General features: G+C 46.5%; 20 protein-coding genes and 1 pseudogene. 10 read left to right on the top strand and 11 right to left on the bottom strand.

Annotation, left to right across the window (positions count from 1 at the left end; translation table 11 throughout):
• Positions 1–3: 3 nt before the first annotated feature.
• Positions 4–588, top strand: a pseudogene (locus M3085_RS10785) (hypothetical protein); the annotation flags it as partial.
• Positions 583–1,269 carry a CatA-like O-acetyltransferase gene (locus M3085_RS10780; protein ID WP_178256226.1) on the top strand — a complete coding sequence of 229 codons (687 nt, stop codon included), beginning with the start codon at positions 583–585 and terminating at the stop codon, positions 1,267–1,269. The pseudogene M3085_RS10785 and the gene M3085_RS10780, both read left to right, overlap by 6 nt.
• A 66-nt stretch (positions 1,270–1,335) precedes the next feature.
• On the opposite strand, the gene M3085_RS10775 is transcribed toward M3085_RS10780, so the two are convergent.
• Positions 1,336–2,283, bottom strand: coding sequence for an NAD(P)H-dependent flavin oxidoreductase (locus M3085_RS10775; RefSeq protein WP_249052987.1), 948 nt, complete (start codon positions 2,281–2,283; stop codon positions 1,336–1,338).
• Positions 2,284–2,877: 594 nt separating this feature from the next.
• On the opposite strand from M3085_RS10775, the gene M3085_RS10770 reads away from it, so the two are divergent.
• From M3085_RS10770 to M3085_RS10755, 4 genes are all read left to right on the top strand, one after another.
• The gene (locus M3085_RS10770) at positions 2,878–4,152 is read left to right on the top strand and encodes a replication-associated recombination protein A (protein ID WP_204498830.1); all 1,275 of its coding nucleotides are present in this window, start codon (positions 2,878–2,880) and stop codon (positions 4,150–4,152) included.
• A 22-nt stretch (positions 4,153–4,174) separates the two neighbouring features.
• A complete protein-coding gene (locus M3085_RS10765) occupies positions 4,175–5,134 on the top strand; it encodes a D-2-hydroxyacid dehydrogenase (RefSeq protein WP_249052986.1) in 960 nt (319 codons plus the stop codon).
• Positions 5,131–5,598 (top strand): C-GCAxxG-C-C family protein, encoded by a 468-nt coding sequence (locus M3085_RS10760; protein WP_249052985.1) that lies wholly within the window; start codon positions 5,131–5,133, stop codon positions 5,596–5,598. Before M3085_RS10765 ends, M3085_RS10760 begins: the two co-directional genes overlap by 4 nt.
• Positions 5,599–5,721: 123 nt before the next feature.
• Complete coding sequence (locus M3085_RS10755; RefSeq protein ID WP_178256193.1) at positions 5,722–5,925, top strand: winged helix-turn-helix domain-containing protein; 204 nt, start codon at positions 5,722–5,724, stop codon at positions 5,923–5,925.
• A gap of 67 nt (positions 5,926–5,992) precedes the next feature.
• Here the strand turns inward: M3085_RS10755 and M3085_RS10750 are convergent, their stop codons facing one another.
• The 4 genes from M3085_RS10750 to M3085_RS10735 form a co-directional block, all read right to left on the bottom strand.
• A complete protein-coding gene (locus tag M3085_RS10750; protein WP_178256192.1) occupies positions 5,993–6,898 on the bottom strand; it encodes a cation diffusion facilitator family transporter in 906 nt (301 codons plus the stop codon).
• A 197-nt stretch (positions 6,899–7,095) separates the two neighbouring features.
• Positions 7,096–8,502, bottom strand: coding sequence for an amidophosphoribosyltransferase (locus tag M3085_RS10745; RefSeq protein WP_178256191.1), 1,407 nt, complete (start codon positions 8,500–8,502; stop codon positions 7,096–7,098).
• A gap of 267 nt (positions 8,503–8,769) precedes the next feature.
• Complete coding sequence (locus tag M3085_RS10740; RefSeq protein ID WP_178256190.1) at positions 8,770–10,014, bottom strand: ABC transporter permease; 1,245 nt, start codon at positions 10,012–10,014, stop codon at positions 8,770–8,772.
• 11 nt (positions 10,015–10,025) lie between these two features.
• Complete coding sequence (locus M3085_RS10735; protein ID WP_178256189.1) at positions 10,026–11,228, bottom strand: pyridoxal phosphate-dependent aminotransferase; 1,203 nt, start codon at positions 11,226–11,228, stop codon at positions 10,026–10,028.
• A 416-nt stretch (positions 11,229–11,644) separates the two neighbouring features.
• Here M3085_RS10735 and M3085_RS10730 point away from each other — a divergent pair, with 416 nt between their 5' ends.
• The 4 genes from M3085_RS10730 (at position 11,645) to M3085_RS10715 (ending at position 15,089) form a co-directional block, all read left to right on the top strand.
• Positions 11,645–12,880 carry a fucose isomerase gene (locus tag M3085_RS10730; protein ID WP_178256188.1) on the top strand — a complete coding sequence of 412 codons (1,236 nt, stop codon included), beginning with the start codon at positions 11,645–11,647 and terminating at the stop codon, positions 12,878–12,880.
• A 64-nt stretch (positions 12,881–12,944) separates the two neighbouring features.
• A complete protein-coding gene (locus M3085_RS10725) occupies positions 12,945–13,427 on the top strand; it encodes a DUF4494 domain-containing protein (protein ID WP_178256225.1) in 483 nt (160 codons plus the stop codon).
• A 14-nt stretch (positions 13,428–13,441) separates the two neighbouring features.
• Positions 13,442–14,110, top strand: a complete 669-nt coding sequence (locus M3085_RS10720) for a YggS family pyridoxal phosphate-dependent enzyme (RefSeq protein ID WP_178256187.1) — start codon at positions 13,442–13,444, stop codon at positions 14,108–14,110.
• A gap of 10 nt (positions 14,111–14,120) precedes the next feature.
• Positions 14,121–15,089, top strand: a complete 969-nt coding sequence (locus M3085_RS10715; protein WP_249052984.1) for a dihydroorotate dehydrogenase-like protein — start codon at positions 14,121–14,123, stop codon at positions 15,087–15,089.
• A gap of 109 nt (positions 15,090–15,198) precedes the next feature.
• Here M3085_RS10715 and M3085_RS10710 read toward each other — a convergent pair whose 3' ends face one another.
• From M3085_RS10710 to M3085_RS10685, 6 genes are all read right to left on the bottom strand, one after another.
• On the bottom strand, positions 15,199–16,245 hold the full coding sequence (locus tag M3085_RS10710; protein ID WP_249052983.1) for a DUF4468 domain-containing protein: 1,047 nt from the start codon (positions 16,243–16,245) through the stop codon (positions 15,199–15,201).
• 119 nt (positions 16,246–16,364) lie between these two features.
• Positions 16,365–16,799 carry a ribose 5-phosphate isomerase B gene (gene rpiB / locus M3085_RS10705; RefSeq protein ID WP_178256184.1) on the bottom strand — a complete coding sequence of 145 codons (435 nt, stop codon included), beginning with the start codon at positions 16,797–16,799 and terminating at the stop codon, positions 16,365–16,367.
• Positions 16,799–18,814, bottom strand: a complete 2,016-nt coding sequence (locus M3085_RS10700) for a transketolase family protein (protein WP_249052982.1) — start codon at positions 18,812–18,814, stop codon at positions 16,799–16,801. The genes rpiB and M3085_RS10700 overlap by 1 nt, the downstream gene beginning before the upstream one ends.
• A gap of 354 nt (positions 18,815–19,168) precedes the next feature.
• Positions 19,169–20,767, bottom strand: a complete 1,599-nt coding sequence (locus M3085_RS10695) for a xylulokinase (RefSeq protein WP_249052981.1) — start codon at positions 20,765–20,767, stop codon at positions 19,169–19,171.
• 119 nt (positions 20,768–20,886) lie between these two features.
• Positions 20,887–22,413, bottom strand: a complete 1,527-nt coding sequence (araA, locus tag M3085_RS10690; RefSeq protein WP_178256180.1) for an L-arabinose isomerase — start codon at positions 22,411–22,413, stop codon at positions 20,887–20,889.
• Between the two features lie 37 nt (positions 22,414–22,450).
• Complete coding sequence (locus M3085_RS10685; protein WP_178256179.1) at positions 22,451–23,140, bottom strand: L-ribulose-5-phosphate 4-epimerase; 690 nt, start codon at positions 23,138–23,140, stop codon at positions 22,451–22,453.
• Positions 23,141–23,143: the final 3 nt, after the last annotated feature.

Raw genomic sequence — 23,143 nt, 5'->3', positions numbered from 1 at the left:
GTTATGAAAGATTACCTAACCTTAGCAAAAGAGAATCAGGAGAAGGCTTGGAGCATTATTCGGGATGCACAAATCATCGAGGCATGGCGAGGGGCGGGAGCGGAAATCAATCTTGTCGGGTCGCTCAAGCTCGGACTACTGATGAAGCATCGCGACATCGACTTTCATGTTTATTCGCAGGATTTGACACTCGAAAAGAGTTTCGCGGCGGTGATGCAGATTGCCGCTTGTCCGCGTATCCGGAAAATGGAATACACCAACCTGCTTGACACTTCCGAAGCCTGCATCGAGTGGCATCTGTGGTACGAGGACGATGAGGCGTTACTGTGGCAGATTGATATGATACACATGCCGAAAGGTTCGGCATACGACGGTTACTTTGAGAGGGTTGCCGAACGCATTGCTGCCGTGCTGACCGAAGAAACGCGCGATGCAATCCTACGCCTGAAGTACGAAACGCCCGACACCGAAAAGATTATGGGCATTGAATATTATCAGGCAGTGATAGAAGGCGGTGTGCGCACGTATGCCGAACTGACGGAATGGAGAAAGCAGCATCCCGTCGATGGCATCGTTACGTGGATGCCTTCCGAGACATTGCGCCACGCATCCGGAGCCGAGTTTTATGTGATAGACAAAAGCACGTGGGAGAGAGCCGTTTACTTCGACTATTATTATTCTCGGATAAAGTGTAAATATACGCTCAATGCGAATCTCGACATCACGCATCTGGTAGAAGGGCAGAGACAGCGCGGACTCAAGTTCTTCCCCGTAATGCTGTACGTTATCATGAGAGCCGTGAACCGCAACAAAGAGTTCCGCATGAGCTTTAATGAGAAAGGCGAATTGGGATATTGGGAGTATGTTGTCCCCAGCTACACGCTGTTCCATAATGAAACCAAAACCTTTACGGATGTATGGAGCGATTATTCGGACGATTTTGATACCTTTTATCAAACGGTTGTGGCGGACATCCGGACATACGGAAACATTACCGGCGTAATAAAAGCACGTCCCGACCAACCTCGTAATTTCTGCCCCGTATCCAGCCTGCCGTGGCTGAGCTTTACCGGATTTGCGCAAGATACGTATGCCGAGAGTTCCTTGCTGTTCCCGCTCATCAAGTTCGGGAAGTATTTCCAAGAAGGCGGGAAAATACTTTTACCTGTCGCCGTGTTTGTAAGCCATGCGGTGGCGGACGGATACCACACCTGTAAACTTATCAACGACATGCAGGAGATAGCACAAAGTTTGTGGAAAGAAGTATAGACTGCCGGAGGCGGATTCATGCAGATTATCCGCTGCGATAGCCTGCATGAACCGGTGTCCGTACGGTTAAAGTGCACAGGTTTCCTGCGTCCGCCGGAGCGCGGCGTTATAATCTTCCACCAACTCTTTCATCACCTCGTTTACGCTTTGCAGGCGGTGAATCATCGAAGCTCCCTGTCCGATTTCCAATTCCCCTTCAAAAATATCTCCTTCGAAGATACCTTTCTTGGCACGACCTTTGCCCAGCAGTTCGCGCAACTCGTCGGCAGAAGCCCCTTTGCGCTCGGCTTCTTCCACTTGCTTATAGAAATCATTCTTTATCAGGCGGGTGGGCGAGAGCTGTTTCAGCGTGAGTACCGTGTCGCCCTCGTTCAGCCGGAGGCAGCGGTCTTTAAACGTGAAGTGTGCCGAGCTTTCTTCGGTCAGTGCAAAGCGCGTGCCCATCTGTACGCCGTCGGCTCCTAACGTCATGGCGGCAAGGATTCCTTCGCCCGTCATGATGCCTCCCGCCGCAATCAGCGGAGCAGTACACATCCGTTTTACGGCAGGTATCAGGCAAAACGTGGTGGTTTCTTCGCGTCCGTTGTGCCCGCCGGCTTCAAACCCTTCGGCTACGATGGCATCAACTCCCGCCTCCTCGCACTTGGAGGCAAAACGGGTTGACGAAACCACATGCGCCACTTTTATTCCGGCGTTATGTAAATATTCTGTCCAAGTTTTAGGATTTCCTGCCGAAGTAAATACAATGGGCACTTCTTCCTCCACGATGATTTTCATGATGCTTTCTATTTCGGGATACATCAGCGGAACGTTTACCCCGAAAGGTTGGTCGGTGGCCTGCTTACATTTACGGATGTGTTCGCGCAGTGTTTCGGGATGCATCGACCCCGCACCCAGCAGTCCCAGTCCGCCCGCATTGCTTACTGCGGAAGCCAGCCGCCAACCGCTGCACCACACCATTCCGCCTTGTATAATCGGATAGCGGATTCCGAAAAGATGACATATTCTGTTCATGCGATGTTGTTTTTTTAAAAGATTCGTGGGGACAAGATACGAAAAAATCTGTGTCTGCGAAAGATTCTTCCGAAAAACTTGAGGCTGTTTCGGGCGGGTTTCGGGCGTGAAAAATTCTATTCGGAAGACCGGGTCGTTCTATGGGTAGAACAAGGCAGTTCTACCGCATGAAATAAGGAGCGCTACCCATAGCATTTTCGGGCTTGTCGATTCGTAAAATCAGGAAAAACACTTAAATGAAGGTATTCATTAAAATTTACATAAGCCATTATACGTATATTAAGTAAAAATTTCTATCTTTGTGGGGATACAAGGCGTGTGGTAGTTAAGAAACCCAAACGAAAGAAAAATGAAAGAAAAACGAAAAACATGTTTTAAGACATGGTTTTTTATTTGGTTGGGTGAAAAAAACGCCGCATCTTTGTGTCGTTATCCTGAAAACAATCTTTTTACCTTAAGAAAAAAAACTAATACCTATTGAAAACTTAAAAAAGGCTCTTTGTGAAAAGCGCCTTTTTTTATGCCTATACTTTTCCTTTTATTCCGATAGAAATGGTTATTTTTGTTCTCGTAATTACTAATCATTGAATCTATATGGCACAACCATTGGCAGAGCGAATGCGTCCGAAGACGCTGGATGATTATATCGGTCAGAAACATTTGGTGGGCGAGGGGGCTGTCTTGCGTAAGATGATTGACGCAGGGCGTATCTCTTCTTTTATTCTGTGGGGTCCGCCGGGCGTGGGTAAAACTACGCTTGCACAGATTATAGCCAATAAGTTGGAAACTCCTTTTTATACTTTAAGTGCGGTGACTTCGGGGGTCAAAGACGTGCGCGACGTGATAGAGAAAGCGCGTAACAGCCGCTTTTTTTCGCAGCAAAGCCCGATTCTGTTCATCGACGAAATTCATCGTTTCAGCAAATCGCAGCAAGACTCTTTGTTGGGGGCAGTGGAAACCGGGGTGGTAACGCTGATAGGTGCTACTACGGAGAATCCTTCGTTTGAGGTTATCCGCCCGTTGCTGTCGCGCTGCCAACTCTATGTGTTGAAGTCGTTAGAGAAAGATGATTTGCTGGAGTTGCTTCATCATGCCCTGACGCGCGACGCGGTGTTGAAAGAAAAAAACATCGAGTTGAAAGAAACCGACGCCATGCTCCGTTATTCGGGAGGCGATGCGCGGAAATTATTAAACATTCTGGAGCTGGTGGTTGAGGCAGACAGCGGCAATCCGATAGTGATAACCGATGAAAAGGTAGTAGACCGTTTGCAGCAAAATCCGTTGGCTTACGATAAAGACGGCGAAATGCACTACGATATTATTTCGGCATTCATAAAGTCTATTCGCGGAAGCGACCCCGATGGCGCACTTTACTGGCTGGCGCGCATGGTGGAGGGGGGAGAAGACCCTGCTTTCATAGCCCGGCGACTGGTGATTTCGGCATCGGAAGACATCGGACTTGCCAACCCGAACGCATTGTTGCTTGCCAATGCCGCCTTCGATGCTGTAATGAAAATCGGATGGCCCGAAGGAAGGATTCCTTTGGCTGAAGCTACGGTTTATCTGGCTACCAGCCCGAAGAGCAATTCGGCATACATGGGCATCGGTTCGGCACTGGAGAAGGTGCGGCAGACGGGAAATCTGCCCGTTCCGCTTCACCTGCGTAATGCTCCTACCAAGCTGATGAAGCAGTTGGGGTATGGAAATAACTATAAGTATGCACATGATTATAAAGGTAATTTCGTAAACCAACAGTTTTTGCCCGATGACATCCGTGAGGCTCGTTTCTGGCACGCACAAGACAATGCGGCAGAAGCCAAGCTGAAAGAACGGATGATAAACCTGTGGGGAGAGAGATTTAAAGAATAGAAAAACACAAATAGATATTGACATGAAGATAGTAGTTTTAGACGGATATACATTAAATCCGGGAGATTTATCTTGGCAGTCGCTTAAAGCGATGGGCGAAGTGATAGTATACGACCGTACGGCGGCAGAAGAAGTTGTAGAACGCTCTACAGGAGCTGAAGTTGTGTTGACTAACAAAGTGGTGTTAGATGCGAAAGCCATCCACGCACTTCCGATGCTGAAATATATTGGTGTATTGGCTACGGGCTATAACGTAGTGGATTTGGAAGCTGCACGCCAGCGCGGAATCGTGGTGACAAACATTCCGGCGTATAGCACCAATTCTGTGGCTCAGATGGTGTTTGCACACATCCTGAATATTACTCAGCGCGTGGGATATTATGCCCATGAAATCCGGAACGGAGCGTGGAGCGGACAAACCGATTTCTGTTACTGGAATACGCCCTTGCAAGAATTGGACGGAAAGAAAATAGGTTTGGTAGGTTTCGGAAATACGGGACAAGCTACGGCGCGCATTGCTTTGAGCTTTGGCATGGAGGTATCTGTTTATACCAGCAAGGAAGCCTCTCAGTTGCCTGCAGGGGTACGTAAGTGTGGTTCGGTTGATGAATTGTTCACCTCATGTGACATCGTGAGTCTCCATTGCCCCCTGACAGACGATACCCGGGAGATGGTAAATGCCCGTCGACTGAGCTTGATGAAGCGTACGGCGATTCTTATCAATACCGGGCGGGGTGGACTGGTTAATGAGCGCGACCTTGCTTATGCGCTCCGGAAAGGTACGTTGGCAGCAGCCGGAGTAGATGTACTTTCCAGCGAACCGCCCCGTGCGGATAATCCCTTGTTGAGGGTAGAGAACTGTTTCATTACGCCACATATTGCTTGGGCTACCTACGAAGCCCGCGTCCGCTTGATGAATCAGGCCATTGCAAATCTGAAAGCCTATCAGGAAGGAAATCCAATAAATAATGTAGCAAAATGACAAAAGAAGAATGTATTCAGCAAGCGGTAGCTTATTTTAAAGAAGGATATAATTGCTCACAGTCGGTAGTGCTTGCTTATGCCGATTTGTATGGGTTCTCAAAAGAGCAAGCCTGCCATATTTCAGCATCGTTTGGTGGAGGAATCGGACGTATGCGTGAAACGTGCGGAGCTGCATGTGGAATGTTTCTCTTGGCAGGATTGGAAAGATGTGCCCTTGAGGGTGCCGACCGTGCAAGCAAAGCCGCCAATTATGCATTGGTGCAAGAACTTGCGGGAAAGTTTAAGGCAGAAACCGGTTCGTTATGTTGCTCCGAACTGCTCGGACTTTCAAAAAAAGAACCTATCGTATCGACACCCGAAGCCCGTACACCCCAGTATTACGCCAAACGTCCTTGCCCGCGGATGGTAGAAACGGCAGCGCGGATTTTTGGCGATTTCTTAGAAAACGAAGGTAAATTGTAACAAGTAAAGGCTTTCTGCATAGGATAAAGAAAACTTTTTACGCTTTTTCGTCTTTCGGAATCTTTTTTTCTTTACTTTTGCAACGACACAAATATTTGATACTTAAAATAAAAGCAAAAGATTATGTTAGAAGAAAAAGCAGGTGTTATCGCCGGAAAAATCTGGGAAGCACTAAACGGAAACGAAGGCAAAACTCAAAAGCAGATTAAGAAAGCAGCTAAACTGAAAGCCGATAAAGACCTCTTTTTGGGATTAGGCTGGTTGTTGAGAGAAGACAAAATTGAAACAAGCGAAGTAGAAGGCGAACTTTTTGTAAAGTTGAAATAAAAAGAGCTTGGATAAACAGAAAAGAAGAGTGCAGAGACTTCCCGTCGCTGCACTCTTCTTTTGTTCTCTAACAGCATGATTCCTCCCGACACTTGCAGTCTTTCGTCTCACATTCTACGGTCACATGCCGGATACCCTTTTCACGTAATGCTTGTTTCAAAGCCTGTTTTACGTTTTCCATGTCTTTTAAATCCTTGATTACGGCATGTACGGTGGCTGCGTTTTCTGTTGTGCTGACTGCCCATACATGCAAATGATGCCATTCCTCTAATCCGGGAATGTCGGAAAGTGAACTCTCTATTTGTTTCATATTGATGTTCGAAGGTACGGCGTCTAAAGACAAGTACAGGCTTTCTTTTAGCAATTTCCATGTAGAAGCTAAAATGATGAGTGCAATGACCAGACTGATGAGCGTATCGATGATGACAAATCCGGTAAGTGTGATGATTATGCCCGATATCACTACGCCTACCGATACGAGTGTGTCCATAGCCATGTGAAGGAAAGCTCCTTTTACGTTCAGATCATGTCCCTGATTTTTCATAAGCAGCAAAGCGGTTATTCCGTTTACAATGATTCCTACTCCTGCCGTCCATGAGATGGCTTCTCCCGAAATTTCTTCCGGATGACGTAATTTGTAGATACTCTCGATAAGGATGGCTCCTACGGCAACGAGTAGTATAATTGCATTTGCCAACGAAACCAAGATGGTGCTTTTCTTATAGCCATACGTAAAGTGGATGTTTCCGTGGCGTTTTGCCATGCGGATGGCAAACAGTGAAAGCGTCAGGCTGAATACGTCGCTCAAATTATGTCCGGCATCGGATAGTAACCCTAACGAATTGTATGTCAGACCTACTCCGGCTTCAGTGAAGACAAATAAAAGGTTTAGTACAATGCAAAAAACGAATACTCCGCTCAGTGAGTTTGGAACAAAATTGTGTTCGTGTGTGTGATGATGAAGATGTGACATAATCAGATATTTTTTATAAGATTTGCTGCCAAAGATAGGTGATTTTTGATTTGGTTGAACCGCCTTCAGGATATTAACAACCGGGTTGCAAAAGTGGGGACGGGTGTAGAGGTGTGTTTGTTGCCAAGTATTGGAGCATAAAAAAGCGCGGAGATTACATCCCCACGCTTGATTATTCGGTATATGAAATATGTTTGTCAGAAACAGCTTGACCCGTCAAAACAGTGGGTGCACAGCTTGCATTTTGGAAGTCCGATGGATTCAACCAATATTTCCAGCGAATTAAAACGTAACGAGGTCAGTCCGAACCGAGCACGTATACGCTCAACCAGCTCCTTGTATTCAGGAGAATCAGTCGTGGCATATTTATCTAACTTGGCATTTTCATCGCCTTCTATTTCTTTGATAATGCGCCGTGTTATCAGTTCCATGTCGCTTTTTGAGGAGGTGAACCCGATAAACGGACATCCGTAAATCAGCGGCGGACAAGCTATACGCATGTGTACTTCTTTAGCACCGTAATCATAGAGAATCTTTACGTTGTCGCGCAACTGAGTTCCACGTACTATCGAGTCGTCGCAGAACAAAAGCCGTTTGCCTTGCAGCATTGCCCGGTTAGGTATCAGCTTCATCTTAGCCACGAGCGAGCGCATACTTTGATTGCTCGGCGTAAAGCTGCGCGGCCATGTAGGAGTATACTTGGCTATGGCGCGATGATAGGGGATGCCTTTTCCTTCGGCATATCCTAAAGCCATACCCACACCCGAATCGGGGATGCCACACGTGCAGTCTACTTCCGACTGGTCGGTCTGCCCCATTTTGTAACCGCTCAAGAAGCGTACTTCTTCTACGTTCCTGCCTTCGTAGCATGAAACGGGGAAACCGTAATACACCCATAAGAAAGAACAAATTTGCATCTTGTCGTTCGGTTTGCGAAGCTGTTCCAAGCCATCGGCACGCATACGGATGATTTCTCCGGGACCTACGTAGCGGTCTACCTCGTAATCCAAGTTCGGGAGGCTGCTTGATTCGCTGGTAGCAGCGTAAGCTCCTTCTTTTTTCCCGATGATGATAGGCGTGCGTCCCCATTTGTCGCGTGCCACGATGATTCCGTCTTCAGTAAGAATAAGCATCGAGCATGAACCCTTAATCTTGTTGAATACGTTTTCAATGCCGCTCACGAAATCTTTTCCCTGTACGATAAGTAGCGCGATAAGCTCCGTCTGGTTGGTTTTTCCCATGCTCATTTCCGAGAAGTGCATGTTGTTAGCCAACAGTTCCTTAACCAGTTCGTCTGTGTTGTTGATTTTTGCCACAGTAACAATGGCAAACTTACCCAAATGGGAGTTGATCATGATAGGTTGGGGGTCGGTATCACTTATAACGCCGATACCTGCCTTACCTTTGAAACCGGGGAGTTCATCTTCGAATTTTGTTCTGAAGTAAGAACTTTCCAGATTATGAATTTTGCGCATAAAGCCTTCGCCTTCGGCGTATGTTGCCATACCTGCGCGTTTCGTTCCCAGATGGGAATTGTAGTCTGTACCGTAGAATAAATCGGTTACGCATTCAGCTTTTGTAACTGTTCCGAAAAAACCACCCATTCTTTTTCTTTATTTATTATGTAATTTGAAATATGGTTGCAAAGTTACGAATAATTTTTGTACCTGAGAAGATGGAAAAACTAAGAACCTGTTTAATTTTTCCGATAAAGTAATTTGTTTGCCGTGATACACCCCTCGGTTTTTCCCTCAAAACGCTACCGTTAGTGTTGCTTGTTTCATGCGGATAAACCTCATGGTTCTATTCGGAAGGCTTGTCGGTTTATCGGGTAGTTTTCAGGGCTTGCAATCCGATGCTTCCAACCCGGATTATTCGAACCGGATGGATTTGGCAGGATGGATATGGCTTATCAGATAAGAGGGTGCGATAAGCATAGACACGGAAATCAGTAACGTGCCGATGTTTATCAGCAAATACCATCCTATATGCAATTCGATAGGCACGGTACTTACGTAGTATGTTGCCGGGTCGAGCCGGAAAGGATGGAAGTAATATTGGATGAGGCATACGGATATGCCGATGATGTTTCCCCATATCATGCCTCGTCCGATGAGAAATACCGATAGCGATAGGAAAATCTTGCGTATGGAAGCGTTGTCTGCACCTAACGCTTTTAATACACCTATCATGTTGGTACGCTCTAAAATGATGATTAGCAAGCCGGATATCATGGTAAATCCGGCTACCCCCGTCATGAGTATAAGGATTACCCATATATTAATGTCGAGTAAGTTGAGCCAATCGAATATTTGCGGATAGATTTCTTCCGACGTACGCGAGCAGTAGATTTCTCCGTATCGGTCTGTTTGGTCGTTTATCGACGAGCGGATGCAATCGTTCGCTTGGGTTAATTGACTATAATCTTTTACCGTTATTTCAATGCCGCCTACCTGTTCCGGTTTCCATCCGTTCAGCCGGTTTACAGTGTAAAGGTCGGTTATCAAGAAAAGGTCGTCGAAATAAGAGAAGTTTGTTTGATAAATTCCGCTTACCGTTAACCGGCGTGCCCGTATATTGTTTTCGATGTAATACGTATAGAGCTTATCGCCCACCTTGAGCGATAACTTGTCTGCCACGGAGCGTGAAACCAACACTCGGTTACTGGCGGCAGAATCAGTAAAAGTGGGTATTTCTCCCTCAAGTAAATGTTTCTGTAAGAATGTCCGGTCGTATTCCTGTGCCACTCCTTTCAGCATCATTCCTTGAAAATTGTCGGAAGTCATAATCATGCCCGGCTTGACGGAATACCGCTGCGTATGGGATATTTCGGGCATTCGGTTGATTACATCCATCAAGCTGTCGTTTCCTACGATAGGGGTCATTTGGTAAAGTTGGGCGCCGTCAATGCTGGATACGATGATATCGCCTCCCATTCCTACGACTTTATTACGCACTTGGTGCTTGAATCCGATGACTACCGAAACGGAGACAATCATTACCGCCAGTCCGATGGCAATACCTGCCGTGGCGATACGCACGGCAGGCTTTGATACTTTTCTCCCTCCTTCGTTACTTTTGTAGATGCGTCGGGCTATGAATAACTTCCAATTCATTGTTCAGCAGGTCAGTCGTCTACTCTTCCCGGATAGGCTTCGAGGGCTTTTCTTAATACGAAAAGAGCGCGAATCAAGTCTTCTTTCCGCAATACGTAAGCAAGGCGCACTTCATTTCGTCCGCCTCCGGGTGTGGTATAAAATCCGCTTGCAGGAGCCATCATGATTGTTTCTCCCTCGTAGTTGAAATCAGACAGGCACCATGCGCAGAACTTCTCGCAGTCATCTACCGGCAGTTTGGCCACGGTGTAAAAAGCTCCCATCGGGATAGGAGAATAAACGCCGGGAATACGGTTCAGCCCGTCTATCAAGCATTTACGCCGCTCTACATATTCATCGTACGTTTCGCGTGAGTATTCTGCCGGCTCGTCTAACGATGCTTCTGCCGCAATCTGTCCGATAAGGGGAGGACTCAACCGGGCTTGGCAGAACTTCATTACCGCTTTGCGTACTTCCAAGTTCTTTGTAATCAGCGCACCGATACGGATACCGCACTCCGAATAGCGTTTCGATACCGAGTCGATGAGCACAACGTTTTGTTCGATGCCTTCCAGATGGCAGGCAGATATATAGGGAGACCCTGTATAAATGAATTCACGGTATACTTCATCGGAGAAAAGGAACAAATCGTACTTCTTCACAAGGTCGCGGATTTGGTTCATTTCGCGGCGTGTATAAAGGTATCCCGTAGGGTTATTGGGGTTGCAGATTAAAATGCCTTTGGTCCGTTCGTTTATCAGTTCTTCAAATTTTTCAACCTTCGGCAGTGAGAATCCCTCTTCGATGGTTGTTGTTACGGTGCGAATCACAGCTCCTGCTGAAATGGCAAAAGCCATGTAGTTGGCGTAAGCCGGTTCGGGTACGATGATTTCATCTCCCGGGTTCAGGCAACTCAGGAACGCAAACAAGACGGCTTCCGAGCCGCCGGTGGTAATGATAATGTCATCGGCACTCAAATGGATATTGTATTTTTCGTAATAGCCTACCAGTTTTTCGCGGTAACTGCGGTAACCCTGACTTGGGCTGTATTCTAATACCGTGCGGTTTATATTGCGAATCGCATCAAGGGCCGCTCGCGGAGTAGGAAGGTCCGGCTGACCGATGTTGAGGTGATAAACATGGATTCCCCTTTCTTTTGCAGCTTCAGCAAGAGGCGCCAATTTCCGAATAGGCGACTCAGGCATTTCGTTTCCTCTGATGGATATTTGCGGCATAATTAAATTTTTAATTTTGTTTTCACTAATGTGTTTTAGTTGATAATGAGCTTATTATAAACTCTTTCGCTGTTTGGTCCGGAGCTTGAAAAACGCTTGCGGTAGAACCGGTCAGTCCTATGGGTAGAACCAGTCAACGCAACCGCATAGGATGAACAACACTAACGGTAGCGTTTTTCGGGGTATATGGCGGAGAATTTCTTCTTGTGCTTTCGCCGGACAAGAAAGTTCAAATAAGTTCACTGCAAATATAGCGCGAAACGATAAATCTGCCAACTTTTAGATGGAATAAAAACGCAAAGCGGGTGCATTCCCGAATCTTACAGAACGTAAATCTATGTTATCAAACTTCATTTTACGGAGATATTTAAGAAAAAAAACGTATGTTTGTTGGCGTAACCCTATAAGCAATCATCATGGAACTTTATTTAATTATATTTACATCGAAAAGTTACAAGGCGGAACAGATTTATGAAAGTCATAAAGCTCTTTTTGTAGAATTAGAGAAGCACTTCAGGCTTCACCTGATACATTATACAGAGGTAGACTCTATTCCGTCGAATGTATATAAAATGGCATTTATAGCAGATGGCTGTGTTTCTGATATCGTGATTCGTAATTTCAGCGTTTTCCCTTATCCCATTACTTTGTTAAGCGATGGACAGAACAACTCGCTTTCTGCTGCTCTTGAGATTGCGGCATGGGTAAAGTCGAAAGACATGCGTGCCCGGATTATCCACGGAACAGTATTCGAAATGGTAAAACAGGTATTGTTTCACCATAAGGCTTTTGCCGCCAAGCGTAAGTTGAAAGGAAAACGTATCGGGCTTATCGGAACGCCTGCTCCGTGGCTGGTGTCGAGCCATGCAGATTACTTGTTGGCGAACCGGAGATGGGGAGTGACGTATGTTGATATTCCGATGGAGGACGTATATAAATATTTTTACGAAATTACGGAGGAGGAAGTGGGGGTTGAGGCATCTCAGGTAGTTGCCCGTGCGCAGGCATGTCAAGACTCCACACCGGAAGATTTGCTGCGCGACATGCGGCTGTATCGTGCCGTAAGGCGGGTTTGCAAAGAACGTGATCTGGATGCACTGACGCTGTCCAGCTTTTCGCTCATCCAAGACTTGCACACCACCGGATGTCTGGCAGTATCGTTGCTGAACGATGACGGCATCCCTGCCGGAAGCGAGGGCGACTTGCAGGCGATTATGACCATGCTGATGGTGAAAGTGCTGACCGGGCAATACGGGTTTATAGCAAATCCGGCGTTTGTCGACGTTCAGAAAAACGAGATTCTGATAGCTCATGACACCATCGGCACGAAAATGGTAGACAGTTTCATCATCCGCAACCATTTTGATACCGAAGAGGGGATAGCCATTCAGGGAATCATGCACGAAGGAAATGTTACGCTGTTTAAGTGCGGAGGCGAGTGTTTAGACGAATATTACGTGTCGGGAGGATATCTTACAGAAAACACGAACTATGTTTCCACTTCGCGCACGCAGTTCCGTATAAAGCTCGATAAGCCTGCCGATTATTTTCTGCGGAATCCGCTGGGAAATCACCATATCCTCATCAAAGGAGATTACAGCGATATGATTCAAGAGTTTATGCAACAGAATCGGTGTAAATTGAGAGAGTAATTCAAAAAATCGTGTATCTTTGCATTAATAATTAATATATTTTTAATAAAAAGATTGTTTGACGATTATGATGCATAATTGGTTTGAATGTAAAATCCGTTACGAGAAAGTAGCAGAAAACGGAATGAATAAGAAAGTAACGGAACCCTATTTGGTGGATGCGCTTAGTTTTACCGAGGCAGAATCGCGTATAATCGAGGAGATTACCCCGTTTATCAGCGGAGAATTTACCGTGGCAGATATCAAGCGCGCCAATTACAGCGAGCTGTTTCCGTGTGAAGAAGATGCCGCCGACCGTTGGTTTAAATGTAAGCTGTATTTCATTACGCTCGACGAAAAGAGTGGTGCGGAAAAGAAAACGGCTACCAATGTGTTGGTACAGGCAGCCGACTTGCGCGATGCGGTTAAGAAGCTGGACGAAGGCATGAAAGGAACAATGGCAGATTACAGCATTGCTTCCATAGCCGAAACAGCAATTATGGATGTATATCCGTATTCGGCGGAGCCTGATGTGAAACCCGAATTTGCCGAAGCGGGTAACCGATAAATATAAAATTTATTATGGATATTGAAACTAACATTAAGGCTGTCCGGGCGGAACTTCCTGAGGGAGTACGCTTGGTTGCCGTATCCAAATTTCATCCTAACGAAGCCATCGAAGTTGCGTATGCTGCCGGGCAGCGCATTTTTGGTGAAAGCAAGGTGCAGGAACTGGTAGAGAAACACACCTCTCTGCCTGCGGATATCGAATGGCATTTTATCGGGCATTTACAGACTAATAAGGTGAAGTATATCGCCCCTTTTATTTCCATGATTCATGCCGTGGACTCTTATAAGCTGCTTGCCGAAATAAATAAGCAGGCGGCAAAAGTAGGGCGTATCATCCCTTGTCTGCTCGAAATTCATATCGCTCAGGAAGAAAGCAAATATGGCTTTACGTTTGATAGCTGTCGGGCTATGCTTGCTGAAGGAAGTTGGCAGACGTTAAGCCATGTTTCTATTCAAGGTGTTATGGGGATGGCTACGAATACGGAAGATGAACATCAGATTACTCGCGAGTTTGAATCGCTCCATCGCTTTTTCGGTGAATTGAAAGAGACCTATTTCAGCGGCAGCAGCGATTTTCGGGAAATCTCGATGGGAATGTCACACGATTATCCGTTGGCTGTGAAGGCAGGTAGCACACTGGTGCGTGTAGGCAGCAAGATTTTCGGGGAAAGGAACTATTAAATTTATAACTATGATACAAATTGCAACGAATTTCGCCGGACTGACTTTGGCGAACCCCATCATTGTAAGTAGTTCGGGGCTTACAGACAGCGTTGATAAAATCCGTCGACTGGAAGCTGCCGGAGCAGGAGCCGTGGTCTTGAAGTCTGTTTTTGAAGAACAGATTTCGATGCAAATAGGCAGTATGCAGGGATATGGGGCATCGGAAGCAGATGATTATCTCAGTGTGTATGTGCGTTCTCATGCGCTGAATGAGCATATTCATTTGATAAAGGAAGCAAAAAAGGTATGCCGTATTCCAGTCATTGCCAGCATTAATTGTTATACCGACAGCGAGTGGACTGACTTTGCGCAACTGATGGAACAGGCGGGTGCCGACGCTGTTGAGATAAACATACTGTCTTTGCAGACAGACAAAGATTATCAGTATGGAAGTTTTGAGCAGCGCCATGTCAATATTTTGCGCCGCGTAAAATCGGCAGTGAATATTCCGGTGATTATGAAGCTGGGTAGTAATTTCACTAATCCGGTAGCATTGATAGAGCAACTTCATGCAAACGGAGCAGACGGTATCGTTTTGTTTAATCGCCTTTATCGTCCGGATATTGATACGGAACATCTTTCGTTTACTACTTCCAATGTTATGAGTTCGCCTACCGAACTTGCCGACAAAATCCGGTGGACGGCTATCGCTTCGGCTAAAGTGCCGCAGGTTGACTATGCCGTTTCGGGAGGTGTGCATAGCGGGACGGATGTCGTCAAATCGATTTTGGCAGGAGCTGCTGCCGTAGAAGTGTGCAGCTTGATTTACGAACGCGGTGAACAGGAAATTGAGAAACTGAAGCAAGAACTCGGTTGCTGGATGGAGAGAAAAGGTTACGAATCGTTGTCTCAATTTAAAGGAAAACTGAATGCCAAAGAAGACGCTACACCGTTCGAGCGTACGCAGTTTATGAAGTATTACAGCAGCCACGAATAGCAGCCCGATTTTCTATGGGATGCGTTTACATAAACAAGCCCATGTGTTAGGTGAAACTACCAATAGTTTTCTCTAAGACATGGGCTTGCGTTTTATGGGTGTTCAGCCTTTATCTTATCTGAACATTTGTAATTTCTCCCATGTACATGGTGTACGATTTCGTTGTATCAATTGATTGGTTGAGCGACTTCAGTTCGTCGGCAGACATTTTTTGTGCCATCGACTTCTTACATTCGATAACCACGCCGGGCTGGGTGCTTCCTTCCGTGTAGAATGAAATCTGATAAGTATCGCTATGCTCCATAACGGCATTGATGGCTATACGGTTTTGGTCAACCAAGAGATAAGCTACGTTCTTGTTAAACAACTTTCCAAATCCTCCCCAGTTATCCGCTTTCAAGTCAATTTCTTCATCGTTTGCAGTAAGCGTGATTCTTCCCGAAGCGGCAATTTCGCTTAGGTTTTCAGGAAGTTGTTCAAATGTAATGTTTTTCAGTTCTCCTCCGGTCGACGGAACAACAGCAGGTGTTGCCGGTTGTAAAGTTGCGGCAGGAACCGTTTGGGGGGCATTTAAGGCATGAACACCTAAAGCTTCGGCTGCCGATTTGAACAGTTCATCCTTTAAGTCGATGGTTTCTCTGCGGAACTTGCCGCAAATAGGAGCCAGTTTGGTTTTCTTTTTGTTTAGCGCCATATCGTCGGTAATCCATTCCTCGGCTGTGTAACGTTCTCCGCCGTCTCGGTTCTCGTCATACCAGTAACGTATGCGCGTCATTTCCATGTTGCAAGCTCCCTGTTTGGGATAAATGAAAAGTTGATAATAGATGCGTGTACGGTCTAAAGAAAGAGCCGAAGAAGAAAACACGATATATTCTTCTGCCGTAGCTGCGATTTCGCCTTTTTCCTCATTCGAATACACTACCCGGCTTTGCAGGTCGCCTTCGGGTTTAAAGCGTTCGTTAGCCCAATTTAGCATCTGCGTATAGATTTCTTTTTGCGAAAGAGCCGGAGCTTTTAGCTCATAGTTGAAAGTTACTTTTCCATCGGTCAGCGTAACGGCTCCCGCCAAATATTTTGGATTGGAATTGTCTTTTTTATCCTTTGCAGAAAGGAAGAGGGGCATACATGCCAGTAAAATAAACAGAACTTTTTTCATGGTTTCTTATTTTATTAAATAGGTTTTTACTGTTTTCAGATAAATGACAGACAAATATAGCGATAAAAAAAGAGAAGCTCTTTTGAACTTCTCTTTTTTAAGTATTTTAAGATAGAATTTTATTTGACGGGAATCTTGTCGATACGCTTCTGATGGCGTCCGCCTTCAAACTGCGTATTAAAAAATTCTGTCATAATCTTGTCAGCCGTTTCGGTAGTGATGAAACGTCCCGGCATAACCAGTACGTTTGCATCGTTATGCTGGCGGGCAAGATGGGCTATTTCAGGCATCCAACATAATGCGGCGCGGATGCCCTGATGTTTGTTCAGTGTGATGCCGATACCTTCTCCGCTTCCGCAGATGGCAATACCGGGATAGCACTCTCCGGCTTCAACGGCGAGGGCCAGCGGATGAGCATAGTCGGGATAGTCGCAACTTTCGTTCGTATAAGTACCGAAGTCCTTATATTCCCATCCTTTTGCTTCCAGCCATTGTTTCACATACTGTTTCAGTTCAAATCCCGCGTGGTCGGATGCCAATCCTATCGTTTTCATTAGAGCATTGCTTTTACTTGGTTATACACATTTTCGGCAGTGAATCCTAATTTTTCGTCCAATACCTTGTACGGAGCAGAGAATCCGAACGATTCCAATCCCCATATCTTACCGTTAGCTCCTACCAGTCCCTGTAAGTTGACAGGCAGTCCGGCTGTCAGTCCGAAAACCTTTGCTCCGGCAGGGATGATGCTTTCTTGGTATTCCTTGCTTTGGTTGCGGAACAGTCCTTCCGACGGAACAGAAACGATGCGGGTCTTTATACCGTCTTTGTGGAGCAATTCGGCACCTGCGGCGAGGGTAGAAACTTCAGAACCGGAAGCAACCAGAATTACATCCGGATTTTCGTCAGAACCGGCTACGATGTAGGCACCTTTGGCAGCCTGACTGTAATCTGTTCCGGCGGGAAGCATGGTGATGTTCTGGCGAGACAAGATTAGAGCCGACGGAGTATCGACGTTCTCCATAGCCAGTTTCCAGCAAACCGTGGTTTCTTCAGCATCGGCAGGACGCAATACCAACATTGAGTTCTTTCCGTGATGGTTCTTCAGTTTTTCCATCAGTCGGATTTGTGCTTCCTGTTCTACCGGTTCGTGGGTAGGACCATCTTCGCCCACGCGGAACGCATCGTGAGTCCAAATGAACTTAACCGGAAGTTGCATCAACGCAGCCATACGTATGGCAGGTTTCATATAATCAGAGAATACGAAGAATGTACCGCAGGCAGCGATAACGCCTCCGTGGAGCGTCATACCGATGCAGCAGCAAGCCATAGTCAGTTCGGCTACTCCGGCTTGGAAGAATGCACCGCTGAAGTCTCCGTTTACAAACGCATGTGTCTTTTTCAAGAAACCGTCGGTCTTGTCTGAGTTCGACAAGTCTGCCGATGCACAAATCATGTTCGGAACCTGTTCTGCCAATACGCCGAGTACCGCTGCCGAAGCGTTACGGGTAGCATCGTTGGCTTTTTGTTGTACGCTTGTCCAGTCGATTTTCGGTGCAGCTCCGCTGAACCATTCTTTCAGTTGGGCTGCCTTTTCCGGATTGGCAGCAGCCCATGCGTTTTCTTCTTCATGGCGTGCGGCAACGATGGCTTTCAGCTCTTCGGCACGTTTCGCATACATTTCTTTTACGTCGTCGAAGATAACGAACGGGTTTTCGGGGTCTGCTCCCAAGTTAATCATGGTGTTCTTGTAAGCATCTCCTCCCAGCGGCGCACCGTGTGTCTTACAGTTGTGTTCGTAAGAGCTGTTGTCGTCTTTGCGAGCGCCTTTACCCATGATACATTTACCGATGATTAGCGTAGGACGTTTGCTTTCAGCTTTTGCTGCGTCTAACGCTTCGCGAATCTGCTGGCAGTCATTACCGTTGATTTCGATAACGTTCCATCCCCATGAACGATACTTCATGGCTGTATCTTCGGTAGTGACCGCACTGGTTTCGGTAGACAACTGAATGTCGTTTGAGTCGTAGAACATAACAAGGTTATCCAGTCCCAAGCATCCGGCAATACGTCCGCCACCCTGAGAAATTTCTTCTTGGATTCCTCCGTCGGAAATATATGCGTAGATGGTTTCTTTAGCAAATGTCGGGTTACCGGTACGCGCAGCTAAGAATTTTGCAGCGATAGCAGCTCCTACGGCAAAGATGTGTCCTTGTCCCAGCGGGCCGGAAGTATTTTCTATGCCGCGTTTTACGTCTACTTCAGGATGTCCCGGAGTAGGAGAGCCCCATTGACGTAATTGTTTTAATTCGTCAATGCTGAATTTGCCGATTAAGGCTAATTGCGAATATAACATCGGAGCCATGTGACCCGGGTCGAGGAAAAAACGGTCGCGTCCTTCCCATGTTGGATTTTGGGGATCGTATTGCAGGTATTCTGCATACAAGACGTTGATAAAGTCTGCACCGCCCATTGCACCGCCCGGATGTCCGGATTTCGCTTTTTCAACCATAGAAGCAGCCAAAATGCGGATGTTGTCAGCTGCGTGGTCCATTACTTGTTTGCTGTTCATATTGATAAAAATTGATTTTGAATGCTACATAAAGCGGACTAACGGCCGCTTGTTTTATTAAAAAATCGGACAAAGATAATTTATTATGCTTATAAAAGCAGCGTGAATGATGTATTTTCTTGTGTTTTTCATTCACTTGTGCCGTAAGAGCCTGTCTAAAGCCTTGCTGACCGCTTCTTTTCGGGGAGTTTCCGTCCGTCGGTTTCCTCCCGAAAACGCTACCGTTAGCGTTGGTCATCCCATGCGGTAGAATTGCCCGGTTCTACCCATAGAGTTGCCCGGTTCTATGGGTAGTGTTTTCAGGGGCTTCAGAAGCGGTTGTAGGCCGGATTTTAACGGCTCTCCGGGTGTCCTTTATTTTTTGTATTTAACGGCAGCTTCCTCGATGGGCAGACCTGCTTTATAGTGTTCTATATAAGCATTAAATCCAGCCACGTCTTCAGCCGTCGGCTTGATTTCAACGCCCACATCGCCGGCAAATACGTTCTCGTCCAAGAAGTCGGCAAGCGACAGTTTTTTCGGGTTGTTTACAAGGTAAGAACCCAGCAAGGCGATGCCCCATGCGCCGCCTTCACCTGCCGTCTCCATTACAGAGATGGGAGAGTCGATGGCTGCCGCCAAGATTCTCTGACCTACGCCTTTGGTCTTGAACAAACCTCCGTGTCCGGTAATTCTGTCTACTTTAATCTTTTCTTCTTTGAAAAGAATATCGTTTCCTATTTTCAGCACCCCAACCGAAGCATATAAGTGGGCGCGCATGAAGTTGGCGAGATTAAACTTGTCGTTAGCCGAGCGGATGAACAGCGGGCGTCCGTCTTCCAGTCCTGTCACCGGTTCTCCCGAAATGTAGTTGTACGAAATCAGTCCGCCGCAATCGGTATCTCCTTCGAGCGCATGGTTATAAAGTTTTCCGTATATTTCGTTCATGTCTACCGGAATGCCCAACAGTTCTTGGTATTCTTTGAACAGGTTCACCCACGCATTGAGGTCGGAAGTACAGTTATTGCAGTGTACCATTGCCACAAGGCTGCCGTCGGGGGTGGTAACCATATCTATCATTTCGTAAGGTTTCGACAGCTCTTTCTCCAGTACAATCATAGAGAATGAAGACGTTCCGGCAGAAACATTACCCGTACGCTGTTTTACGGCATTGGTTGCCACCATTCCGGTTCCGGCGTCTCCTTCGGGCGGACAAACCGGTACGCCGGCTTTCAAATGACCCGATACGTCCAGTTTCTTGGCTCCTTCAGCAGTAAGCGATCCGGCGTTTTCGCCTGCCAGCAAAACTTTCGGCAGAATGTCTGTCAGCGTCCAGCTGTATCCTTTCGGCGCGATTAGCTTGTCAAACTTGGCAACCATTTCGGCAGAATAGTTCTTCGTGTTGGGGTCGATGGGAAGCATACCCGATGCGTCGCCGATGCCCAATACCTTTTCGCCTGTTATTTGCCAGTGAACATATCCGGCAAGTGTGGTCAGGAAAGTGATGTCTTTTACGTGTTCTTCATTGTTCAAGATAGCCTGATAAAGATGAGAAATGCTCCATCTTAGAGGAATATTGTAAACAAATAGTTCGGATAGTTCGGCAGCGGCCTGAGCCGTATTGGTGTTTCTCCATGTACGGAACGGAATCAGAATTTCTTCTTTGTCGTTGAAAGCCATGTAACCATGCATCATGGCACTGATGCCGATGGCCGAGAGCGTTTCTATTTCAGTGTCGTACTGTTGTTTTACGTTAGCGCGGAGGTCGGCGTAGCAGTCTTGCAGCCCGTGCCAGATAGCGTCGATACTATACGTCCAAAGTCCATCGACCAACTGGTTTTCCCAGTTGTGGCTTCCTTGCGCTATCGGTTTGTTTTCTTGGTCAATCAAAACAGCCTTGATTCGGGTAGAGCCGAACTCAATACCAAGAATGGCTTTTCCTGTTTCGATGGTTGACTTTGCATCTAATTTCATGTTAAAACGGTAATTTAAGGTATGATATAAAGAATGGAAAAGAGAGGAAATTAAAAGTGCTGCCGGCGATAGGCTCGCCGGGCACTTTTAATCTTCAGACAGAAGCTAATAAATTAAAATTAGCAAAGAGCCTTATTCAGCATGTAGTAAACTTCGTTCATGCGGAGTTCTTTCTTAAACTCGCCGATAGTGGTATCTTTGTTGATGTGTACCATTTCGATTCCGGCAATTTCGGCATAGTCTTCCCAGTATTCAGCCGTCAAGTCATAAGAGAAACAAGAGTGGTGAGTACCTCCGGCAAGAATCCATGCTCCGGCACCGACTTCGAAGTTAGGCATCGGAATCCACAAAGCTGAAGCCACAGGCAGTTTGGGCAGCGGTTTCGGTTCAATACATTCTACGTCGTTTACAATCAGGCGGAAGCGATTACCCAAGTCGACCACCGTAGCTGTACATCCTTTTCCGGTCTTAGATGTAAATACAAGGCGTGCGGTCTGGCTCTTGCGGATACCGATTCCGAGGAAGTGAACCTCCAAGCGAGGCTTCTTGGCTGCGATAAGCGGACATACTTCCAACATGTGAGCTTGAAGAATGGCACTCTGTTCGCCGTTGAAATTCAAAGTATAGTCTTCCAAGAATGAACATCCATTGGGCAAACCTTGATTCATGACCCATACCGAGCGGTAGAGAGCAGCCGATTTCCAGTCGCCTTCTGCGCCAAATCCGTAACCGTCTGCCATCAGACGTTGAGAAGCCAATCCCGGAATCTGGTCGAAGTGGCTGCCGTCTGTCTGTCCGAGGTCGTCGAAGTTGGTAGTAAATCCTTTCGCACCTTTAGCTTTCAGAATGGCACGCAGAGCAAGTTCGGCTTTGGCTGCATTCCAAATCTTCTGATAAGCTTCGGTTGATTTGTCTTCTACCTCCGCGTCGTGGTCATATTCGTTGAAGTAAGTCTGAACCAAAGCGTCTACTTCTTCATCTTTCACCTGTTTGTGATATTCCATCAGTTCGCTTACCGGACAGTAGTCAACGTGGTATCCCATACGCTGTTCAGCTTCCACTTTGTCGCCATCGGTTACGGCTACGTTGTTCATCTGGTCGCCGAAGCGGATGATTAACATGTCTTGAGCGTCTGCCCAAGCTGCACAAACACGCATCCATACCGCAATCTTGTGTTGGGTATCTGCATCCTGCCAGTAACCTACCACTACTTTACGACGGATACGCATACGGGTACAGATATGTCCGAATTCGCGGTCGCCATGAGCCGACTGGTTCAGGTTCATGAAGTCCATGTCCATTGTATCCCATGGAATTTCTTTGTTGAATTGAGTGTGGAGGTGGAGCAACGGCTTTTTCAACTGTTGTAATCCGTGAATCCACATTTTGGCAGGTGAGAAAGTGTGCATCCATGTGATGACACCGATACATTTCTCGTCATTGTTTGCAGCTTTGAATACAGCTTCTACTTCTTTCGAAGAGTTTGCAGTACCTTTATATACAACTTTTACAGGCAGATTGCCGCTGGCGTTCAAGCCTGCTACCATTTCATTACTATGTGCGTCTACCGCGATGACAGCATCGCCTCCGTAAAGGAGCTGTGCTCCGGTTACGAACCAAACTTCATACTGATTGAATGTGTTCATGGTTGTTTAATTTTTGATGGGTTGATAATTATAAGAGTTATTTCTTTTGTCCGTAATAAGCATTAGGACCATGTTTGCGGCTGAAGTGTTTCTCAATCAGCAGCGGATTCATGGTGAGATGCGGATTAACAGTGTATGCAATGCTTGCCATCTTGGCAACCTGTTCCATGACAACGGCATTGTGAACAGCGTCGTGAGCATCTTTTCCCCAAGCGAAAGGACCGTGGTTCTTTACTAAAACCCCCGGCGTATGTACCGGATTGATACCTTCGAAACGTTTTACGATTACGTTTCCGGTTTCTAATTCGTATTCGCCTTTTACTTCAGCTTCGGTCATGTCTGCCGTGCAGGGGATGGCTTCGTGGAAATAATCGGCATGTGTAGTACCGATGTTAGGCAAATCGATTCCTGCCTGAGCCCAAGCCGTGGCGTAAGTTGAGTGAGTATGAACAACGCCTCCTATTTCGGGGAAAGCCTTGTAGAGTACCAAGTGGGTGGGGGTGTCGCTTGACGGGCGCAGGTTACCCTCTACTACATTTCCTTCAAGGTCCACTACTACCATATCTTCTGCCTTCATCTCGTCGTAAGATACACCACTGGGCTTGATTACCACCAAACCACTTTCGCGGTCAATGCCGGAAACGTTTCCCCACGTGAAAATCACCAGTCCATGCTTAACCAAATCCAAGTTGGCATGGAATACTTTTTCTTTCAATGCTTCTAACATACT

This window comes from Bacteroides caecicola (assembly GCF_023337095.1).
In the GTDB taxonomy this organism is placed as follows: Bacteria; Bacteroidota; Bacteroidia; order Bacteroidales; family Bacteroidaceae; genus Phocaeicola; species Phocaeicola gallinarum.
This window is presented reverse-complemented; position numbering and strand designations above follow the sequence as displayed.

Bases quoted from the DNA above. Each gene is read 5' to 3' on its own strand.
- M3085_RS10685 (WP_178256179.1), bottom strand. From the start codon at position 23,140: ATGTTAGAAGCATTGAAAGAAAAAGTATTCCATGCCAACTTGGATTTG.
- M3085_RS10695 (WP_249052981.1), bottom strand. From the start codon at position 20,767: ATGAAATTAGATGCAAAGTCAACCATCGAAACAGGAAAAGCCATTCTT.
- araA (WP_178256180.1), bottom strand. From the start codon at position 22,413: ATGAACACATTCAATCAGTATGAAGTTTGGTTCGTAACCGGAGCACAG.
- M3085_RS10710 (WP_249052983.1), bottom strand. From the start codon at position 16,245: ATGAAAAAAGTTCTGTTTATTTTACTGGCATGTATGCCCCTCTTCCTT.
- M3085_RS10720 (WP_178256187.1), top strand. From the start codon at position 13,442: ATGGATATTGAAACTAACATTAAGGCTGTCCGGGCGGAACTTCCTGAG.
- M3085_RS10740 (WP_178256190.1), bottom strand. From the start codon at position 10,014: ATGAATTGGAAGTTATTCATAGCCCGACGCATCTACAAAAGTAACGAA.
- M3085_RS10770 (WP_204498830.1), top strand. From the start codon at position 2,878: ATGGCACAACCATTGGCAGAGCGAATGCGTCCGAAGACGCTGGATGAT.
- M3085_RS10765 (WP_249052986.1), top strand. From the start codon at position 4,175: ATGAAGATAGTAGTTTTAGACGGATATACATTAAATCCGGGAGATTTA.
- M3085_RS10755 (WP_178256193.1), top strand. From the start codon at position 5,722: ATGTTAGAAGAAAAAGCAGGTGTTATCGCCGGAAAAATCTGGGAAGCA.
- M3085_RS10750 (WP_178256192.1), bottom strand. From the start codon at position 6,898: ATGTCACATCTTCATCATCACACACACGAACACAATTTTGTTCCAAAC.
- M3085_RS10745 (WP_178256191.1), bottom strand. From the start codon at position 8,502: ATGGGTGGTTTTTTCGGAACAGTTACAAAAGCTGAATGCGTAACCGAT.
- rpiB (WP_178256184.1), bottom strand. From the start codon at position 16,799: ATGAAAACGATAGGATTGGCATCCGACCACGCGGGATTTGAACTGAAA.
- M3085_RS10780 (WP_178256226.1), top strand. From the start codon at position 583: ATGCCTTCCGAGACATTGCGCCACGCATCCGGAGCCGAGTTTTATGTG.
- M3085_RS10735 (WP_178256189.1), bottom strand. From the start codon at position 11,228: ATGCCGCAAATATCCATCAGAGGAAACGAAATGCCTGAGTCGCCTATT.
- M3085_RS10715 (WP_249052984.1), top strand. From the start codon at position 14,121: ATGATACAAATTGCAACGAATTTCGCCGGACTGACTTTGGCGAACCCC.
- M3085_RS10775 (WP_249052987.1), bottom strand. From the start codon at position 2,283: ATGAACAGAATATGTCATCTTTTCGGAATCCGCTATCCGATTATACAA.
- M3085_RS10730 (WP_178256188.1), top strand. From the start codon at position 11,645: ATGGAACTTTATTTAATTATATTTACATCGAAAAGTTACAAGGCGGAA.
- M3085_RS10760 (WP_249052985.1), top strand. From the start codon at position 5,131: ATGACAAAAGAAGAATGTATTCAGCAAGCGGTAGCTTATTTTAAAGAA.
- M3085_RS10700 (WP_249052982.1), bottom strand. From the start codon at position 18,814: ATGAACAGCAAACAAGTAATGGACCACGCAGCTGACAACATCCGCATT.